The sequence below is a fragment of the Caulobacter sp. P1_D6 genome (genome assembly GCF_056406095.1).
Window position 1 is genome coordinate 109,345 of sequence record NZ_JBFUAW010000021.1, and the last position, 7,158, is coordinate 116,502.

A 7,158-nucleotide genomic window follows, 5' to 3' on the forward strand; every position below is an offset into this window, starting at 1 on the left:
ACCTAGGACGCGGCCGGAGCCGAAGCCGCCGCGGGGGCGGTGGCGGCCGGGGCGGACGTCGGCGTCGGGCTCGTCGCCGGGGCGGGGGGAGCGGCCGGCGTCGCGGCGGGGGTGGCGGCTTGAGGCGCCGGAGCCGCGGCGGCCGAGGCCGAAGTCGTCGGAGCCATTTGGGCGGGCTGGGCCTTGGAGCCGTGGGCGTAGCCCTCGGCGAACTGCCCGCCGGTGGTTTCCAGCGCGTACATGTAGGCGCCCTGGCACTGGCCGGTGGAGCCGTTGACGTAGGTGGCCGGCCGCATCTTGTCGCCCAGGCCCGACAGGGCCGGGAAGACGGCGCGGTAGGGCTCCAGGGTCATTTCCGGGCCGATGTTGTTGGTCGCCGAGGCCGGGTCGAACGAACCGGCATAGACCACGTCGCCGGCCGCGACCTCGAACGAGGGCGCGCCCAGGCACAGGCTGACCGTGAACAGGCCGGCGCTCATGTGGGCGATCTTCCAGCGGCCGGGCGGCACGGCGAACACCAGGGTCGTGCCCTGGGCGCCGCCGGCGGTGGCGGCGGCCTTGACCGGCTGGGCGGCCAGGAAGCTGCCCGGACGGCCGTCGGCCCAAGCCGGGGTCTTGGCGTCGGGACCCTGGCGCTGGAAGGTGACCGAGAAGGCGCCCGTACCCTGGACGTTGACGACGATCAGCGCCGAGTCGGCCGGGATCTCGCCCAGCTGCTCGGCCTTGAGGGGCGCGGGCGGACGGGCGCTCTTGGCCAGCTTGGGAGCCGGCGGGGCCTTTTCCTTGGTCGGCTTGTCGCTTTCGGGCGGATCGCCCATGGCCTCGACGCTCAGCGCCGACTTGATGGTGTTGCGGGCGGGCGAGAACATGCCGGCGGTCTGGTTGCTGGCGGCGTCGTTGGCGAACACGCGCACGATCGTGCCTTCAGGCTCGGCGGCGCCGATCAGCGGCGTCATCCGGGCGACCTTGGCGGCGGTTTCCAGCTTGCTGGCGGCCTCGCCGGTCAGGGGATCCAGCGCCACGACGCGCCAGCCCTTCACGACCATGCAGTTCTCGACGTTCACAGGGCGGGCCTTCGCGTCGGCGACGGCCTGCGCGATGGCCTTGGCGATCGCCACCCCGATGGCGCCGGCCAGGCCGGGCGCGTAGACGGGCGCGCTGGTGTCGGGCTGGTGCAGGCGGCCGGCCTTGACCTTGCAGTCGCGGACGTCGGCGTCGTGGACGGCGACCTGGGCGCCCGGCTTGTTGAAATAGGTGTAGCCGTCCGAGGACTTGGCCAGGTCGGTCGCGCAGACCGGCGTCGCCGCCGCGGCCATGGCCACGGCGAGATAAAACTTACGCATGGATAGTTCCCCCAATCGAAACGGGACCAGATTGCACCGGTACGTGACAAGCGCAACCTTGAGGCGGATTCAAACTGGGAGAAACGCGGGGCGCTACTTCAGGTCCATCGTCACGCTGAGCGTCCCGTCCGGATTGCCCGGCGATTTCGGCGCGCCGCCGAACGCGCCGGCATAGGCCGGGGCCAGCAGGCCCTGGAACGCGGCGGCGGGGACGGTGACCTCGTAGTCGCCCTCGGAATAGGGACCGACCACATAGGGATCGATCAGCGCCGTCAGTCCGCCGATCTTGCCCGGGATGGCCGAGGGGGCGAGGGCCAGGACGGTCTGGCTCCACTTGGGACACGAGAACATGTCGTTGAGCGGCGTGGCGCCCTCGCGGCGGGTCTTGGCCTGGGCGACCGCGTCGCAGATCGCCTTGTCCAGCACAGTCATGTCGACGCCCTCCCGGAACAGCGCCTTGGGCTGGATCTCGCGGTTGGCCGCCGTGTCCCACAGCAGCGATGCGCCGCCGTGGTTGGGGTGCGCGCCGCCGGTGTCCTCGAACCAAAGCGCGCGCAAGGACACCAGGGGCGCGGCGTCGGCGGCCAGAAACCACTGGCCCTGGCGATTGTAGGGCCGCCAGGGGAACTGGCCGGTCGAGGCCTTGTGATCCGCCGCGGCCTTGGCGGCGAAGGTCCGCAGGCCCGCCACTTCGCGGTCGTAGAGCAGGGTGTGCAGGGCGGGATAGTTGGCGATCTCGGCGGGCAGGCGCAGGGCGACCTTGGCCGCGGTGTCGGTCTGGTCGAAGGCCAGGGGGCGCGCCATCGGGGCCGGGGCGGCGGCGATCGGCGCCGTCGGCGCGGCGGGGGTCTCGACCGGCGGCGGGGCGGGTTTGCGGTCGCAGGCGGCCAGGGCGGCGACCAGGCCGAGAGCGGCGAGGGGGAAGGGTTTCATGGACATCACTCCTGAACGCCGCCCCCGCCAGCTGGCTCCACCCTGCCTTGTGTCGCCAGACCCGTCCATGGGGCGGTTTCCGGGCTGGGGCCGGTCGCCATTTCCGCCGAACGCGGCTAGATCGGAGGCGGGCTGAACGGGGACGGGCGATGAAGCATCAGGGATTGTGGCTGCCGCTGGCGGCGAGCGCGGTGGTGCTGGGCGCCTGTTCGACGACCGCGCCGCCCGCGTCGCTGACGTCGCAAAAGGCCGCGCCGGCCCCGGACGGCCTGAAGTGGAACTATTTCGGCACGCCCGAGAACGAGAAGCGCCTGGCCTACGGCCTGCCCGACAGCGACGTGGTGGGGATCATCTTCTCGTGCCGCCGCAAGACGCCCGCCGTGGGTTTCCACACGAGCCTGATCAAGGGCAAGCCCGGGGCCGGGACGGTGCGCTTGCAGTCCGGCAAGGCCCAGGGCCGCTACGCCGCCCAGCTGACGCCGTCCGAGATCGCCGACGGTCTGGACGCGGTCGGCAAGATCCCGTTGGCCGACGCCGTCCTGGCCGCCTTCGAGAAGACCGGCCTGATCAGCCAGGTCGAGGACAAGGCCTATCCGCAGGACGCCCGCACGGCGGCCGAGCGGGCCGACATCAAGCGCTTCTTCGGCTTCTGCCGGGGCTGATCGGCGCCTGTCCGCCCCCGGGTCGTCCGGACGAGGACCTTTCGGTTGACGCCCCCGGGGGGCGCCGTTCAAATGCGCTCGCCCGCGTCGGGGTGGAAGTACGGTCGCGACCCACGAGATGGACGACCACGCCGCCTTTTTCCAGAGAATCGAGACCCTGCGCGCCGGGGTGGATCGGCGGCTGGCCGAACTGGCCCCGCCGTTGGGCTCGGCGCCCGACCGGCTGGTCGAGGCGGTGCGCTATTCGCTGCTGGCCCCCGGAAAACGCTTCCGCCCGATGGTGACCTTGCTCGCCGCCGCCGAGTTCGGCGCGCCCGAGGGGGCGGCGCTGGACGTGGGCTGCGCGTTCGAGATGATCCACGCCGCCTCGCTGATCCTGGACGACCTGCCGGCGATGGACGACGCGGGCTTGCGACGCGGCTTGCCGACCATCCACCGCGCCTTCGACGAGGCCACGGCGATCCTGGCCGGGGTGGGGCTGCTGAACCAGGCCTATGCGGTGATCGCCGCCGACCAGGGCTTGCCGGCCGCGCTGCGCGCCGAGCTGGCCGGCCGCGCGGCCCAGGCCGTGGGCTTTTCCGGCCTGATCGCCGGCCAGGCCCGCGACCTGTTCGACCGCGACCAGCTGCGGGACCCGGCCGCGCTGGACCGCCTCAATCACGAGAAGACCGGGGTGCTGATCGTCGCCGCCGCCCAGGGCGGGGCGATGGTCGCCGGCGCCCCCGAGGCGGCGGTCGAGGCGATGGGTGTCTTTGCCCGTCACATCGGCCTGGCCTTCCAGATCCGTGACGACCTGATCGACGTCCAGGGCTCGGCCGAGGCGGCCGGCAAGGACGTCGGCAAGGACGCGGCCATGGCCACGGTGGTCTCCACCCTGGGCCCGACCGGGGCCCGCGAGGTCATGGAGGAGCACCTGGCCAAGGCGTTCGGCGCCCTGGCCCGGGTGGGCTGCGGCGGCCTGCTGGGCCGCTACGTCGGCGACCTGTTCGCCCGGCGCAAGGCGGCGGCGTGACCGTCGAGCCCGTTTCGTCGGACCCCATCGTCGCCGCGCCCGCCCTGACCGTGAGCGGCGCCGTCCACGCCTATGGCGGCAAGCCCGCGTTGCGCGGCGTCGACCTGGTGCTGCGTCCCGGCGAGATCTATGCGCTGCTGGGCCCCAACGGGGCGGGCAAGACCACCCTGATCCGCGCCATCTGCGGCCGCATCCGGCCTGACCAGGGCGAGGTCCTGGTCAAGGGGCGCGACCCCACCCGCGTGGCGGGGGCGCGGTCCGGCCTGGGCCTGGTTCCCCAGGAGATCGCCCTCTATCCGAACCTGACGGTGGCCGAGAACATCCAGACCTTCGCCGCCCTGGCCGACGTGCCGCGCGCCGGCCTGGCGGCCGCCGTCCGGCGCGCCCTGGAACTCACCCGCACGGCCGACCGAGCCGATGTGCCGATCAAGCATCTGTCGGGCGGCTACAAGCGCCGGGCCAACATCGCCGCGGCCATCGTCCACGAGCCCAGCCTGCTGATCCTGGACGAGCCGACCGTCGGGGTGGATCTGGACGCCCGCGAGGCCGTGGACGCGGTGATCCGCGGCCTGCGCGACCTGGGCGTGGCGGTGCTGATGACCACCCACGACCTCGACCAGGCCGACGCCCTGGCCGACCGCGTCGGCTTCCTGCGCGACGGCCGGATGGTGCTGGAGGGCGCGCCCCAGACCCTGATCGCCGAGGCGTTCGGCGAGCGGATGGAGATCCAGGTCCACCTGGCCGAGGCGCTCGCCGCCGCCGGCGAGAGCGCCCTGCTCGCCGAGGGCCTGGAGCGCACGGGGCGCTCGACGGTCTGGACGCGGCTGGACACCGACGGCTACGCGGCGGCGGGAAAGCTGGACAAGCGGCTGCGGGAGGCGGGCCTGACGCCGCGCGAAATCCGGGTGCGCGAACCGTCCCTGGCCAATCTTTTCACCCTGGTGGCCGACCGGAAGCTGGCGGCGTGATGCAGCCTCTGTGGAAGATCGCCGCCATGGTGCGGGTGATGGCGCTGGATCTCTGGCGCGATCGCGGCGCCTTGCTGATGACGTTCCTGCTGCCGCCGCTGGTGTTCCTGATCTTCTCGTCGGTGTTCGCCGGGACGACGGGCGACGACATCCAGTTGAAGCTGGCGGTGGCCGACACGGCCCGCACGGCGGACTCCGCCCGGCTGGCGGCGGCGCTGGTTCGCTCGCCCGAGGTCCGCGCCGAGATGGCGCCGACGGCCGAAGAGGTGCGGCGGCGGGTCAAGGCGGGACAGGCCGACGCCGGCCTGGTGATCCGGGCCGATCCGGCTTCGGCCGACAAGCCCTTCCTGATCGTCGCCGACCCCAGCCGCGCGGTGGCCGCGCCCCTGGCCCAGGCCCGGGTGCAGCAGGTGCTGGCCGACGCTCTGCCGGACGTCACCCTGCGTCGAACGGTGACCCAGCTGGAGCCCGCCCTCGGCGGCTTCACCGACGAGCAGATCGAGAACGCCGACAGCGCCGCGGCCCTGATGCGCGAGACCAAGACCCACGACGACGGCGGCTTCTTCGAGCGCGAGGCGATTAAGAACGCCAAGACCGGCGGCGGCGTGATCGCCTACTACGCCGGGGCGGTGATGATCCTGTTCGCGCTGTTCTCGGCCATGCAGGGCGCGCTGGGCCTGATGGACGAGCAGAGCTCGGGCGTGGCCGACCGCCTGCTGGCCGGCACGGCGGGCATGGGCCCGGTGGTCAGCGGCAAGTTCCTGTTCCTGGTCGGGCAGGGGACGATCCAGGCCCTGCTGATCTTCGCCACCGCCCAGATTGTCTACGGCGTGGCGGTGGTCCAGCACGCGATGCTGTGGCTGCCGACAACCCTGGCGGCCTCGGCCTGCGCGGCCGGCGTGGCGCTGGGGCTGGTCTCGCTGTGCCGCACGCGGGAACAGGCCCAGATGCTGTCGACCTTCGTGATCCTGGTCCTGGCCGCCATCGGAGGAAGCATGGTGCCGCGCTTCCTGATGCCGCCCTGGCTCCAGGCGGCGGGCTGGTTCACGCCCCACGCCTGGACCATCGAGGCCTATCAGGCGATCCTCTGGCGCGACGCCGGGATCGGGGGGGTGTATAAGGCCTGGTGCGTGCTGACCGTCGTCGGGCTGTTCGGCCTGGTGGTCGCGCACACGTTGGCGCGCCGCCTGAGACGTTGATTGGAGCGGCGATAGTCGGGATGACGATGGCGACCCTTGGTCTTCACCTGGCCCTGTTCCTGGCGGCCCTGGCCTTCATGGAAGGCTTCGCCTGGGTCATGCATCGCTATGTGATGCACGGCTGGCTGTGGGTCTGGCACCGTTCGCACCACGAGCCGCGCACCGGACTGTTCGAGCTGAACGACCTGTTCGCGGTGGTGTTCGCCACGCCGGCCATCGTGGCGATCTATTTCGGGGTGCACGGCGTCCCGTGGCTGCTGCCGATCGGCCTGGGGATCACGGCCTATGGCGCGATCTATTTCGTTTTCCACGACGGCATGGTGCACCAGCGGTTCAAGGTTCCGCTGGGGCGATCGCGCTATTGGAAGCAGTTGATCCAGGCTCATCGAATCCATCACGCGGTACACACCAAGGACGGCTGCGTGTCGTTCGGCTTCCTGCTGGCGCGGCCGGTGCGGGAGCTGAAGGCCAAGCTCAGGGCGCGAGGTGTCGACGCCTAGGACGATCCACTGAGACAGCGGCGAGCGGCCGCGCGGTTGGGGAGGGGACTATGAGCGAGACAACGATCAGGACGCCTTGGCACCTGTGGCTGGTGGGCGTCGTCGCCGTGCTGTTCAACGCCATCGGCGCCTTCGACTTCGTGATGAGCATGACCCAGGGCGCGGCCTACATGGCCGGCGCGGGCATGACGCCGGCCCAGATCGACCACTATCATCAGATGCCGGCCTGGATGACGGCGGTCTGGGCCATCGGGGTGTTCGGGGCGTTCGCGGGGTCGGTGCTGATCCTGCTGCGCAACAAGCTGGCCTGGCCGGTCCTGGCGGTGTCGCTGGCGGCTTTCCTGCTGAGTCTGGTCTACACCTACGTTCTGACGGACGGCGGCAAGATCATGGGCTCCCAGATGGCGATCACCAGCGCCGTCATCGCGGGGCTGCTGGCGTTTTTCATCTGGTATGCGTGGTGGATGACGCGGCGAGGGGTGCTGAAGTAGGAGCTTCTAGGTCCTCCCCCTGTGGGGGAGGTGTCGGCGTAGCCGACGGA

At 71.5% G+C, this 7,158-nt stretch carries 8 protein-coding genes; 6 read left to right on the top strand and 2 right to left on the bottom strand.

Features of this window, described 5'->3' with window-relative positions; all coding sequences use genetic code 11:
- Positions 1–2: 2 nt before the first annotated feature.
- Positions 3–1,343, bottom strand: a complete 1,341-nt coding sequence (locus AC1DYP_RS13550) for a hypothetical protein (protein WP_477046742.1) — start codon at positions 1,341–1,343, stop codon at positions 3–5.
- A 93-nt stretch (positions 1,344–1,436) separates the two neighbouring features.
- A complete protein-coding gene (locus tag AC1DYP_RS13555; protein ID WP_477046743.1) occupies positions 1,437–2,276 on the bottom strand; it encodes an RsiV family protein in 840 nt (279 codons plus the stop codon).
- A 149-nt stretch (positions 2,277–2,425) separates the two neighbouring features.
- Between AC1DYP_RS13555 and AC1DYP_RS13560 the strand changes: the two genes are divergently transcribed.
- From AC1DYP_RS13560 to AC1DYP_RS13585, 6 genes are all read left to right on the top strand, one after another.
- The gene (locus tag AC1DYP_RS13560; protein WP_477046744.1) at positions 2,426–2,938 is read left to right on the top strand and encodes a hypothetical protein; all 513 of its coding nucleotides are present in this window, start codon (positions 2,426–2,428) and stop codon (positions 2,936–2,938) included.
- Between the two features lie 118 nt (positions 2,939–3,056).
- Entirely contained in the window at positions 3,057–3,950 is an 894-nt protein-coding gene (locus tag AC1DYP_RS13565; protein ID WP_477046745.1) for a polyprenyl synthetase family protein, read from the top strand.
- Positions 3,947–4,918 carry an ABC transporter ATP-binding protein gene (locus AC1DYP_RS13570; protein ID WP_477046746.1) on the top strand — a complete coding sequence of 324 codons (972 nt, stop codon included), beginning with the start codon at positions 3,947–3,949 and terminating at the stop codon, positions 4,916–4,918. Before AC1DYP_RS13565 ends, AC1DYP_RS13570 begins: the two co-directional genes overlap by 4 nt.
- Positions 4,918–6,117: an ABC transporter permease gene (locus AC1DYP_RS13575; RefSeq protein ID WP_477046753.1), complete on the top strand. Its 1,200-nt coding sequence runs from the start codon at positions 4,918–4,920 to the stop codon at positions 6,115–6,117. Before AC1DYP_RS13570 ends, AC1DYP_RS13575 begins: the two co-directional genes overlap by 1 nt.
- Positions 6,118–6,137: 20 nt before the next feature.
- Positions 6,138–6,617, top strand: a complete 480-nt coding sequence (locus AC1DYP_RS13580; protein ID WP_477046747.1) for a sterol desaturase family protein — start codon at positions 6,138–6,140, stop codon at positions 6,615–6,617.
- A gap of 50 nt (positions 6,618–6,667) precedes the next feature.
- On the top strand, positions 6,668–7,108 hold the full coding sequence (locus AC1DYP_RS13585) for a hypothetical protein (protein ID WP_477046748.1): 441 nt from the start codon (positions 6,668–6,670) through the stop codon (positions 7,106–7,108).
- The last annotated feature ends 50 nt before the right edge of the window (positions 7,109–7,158 follow it).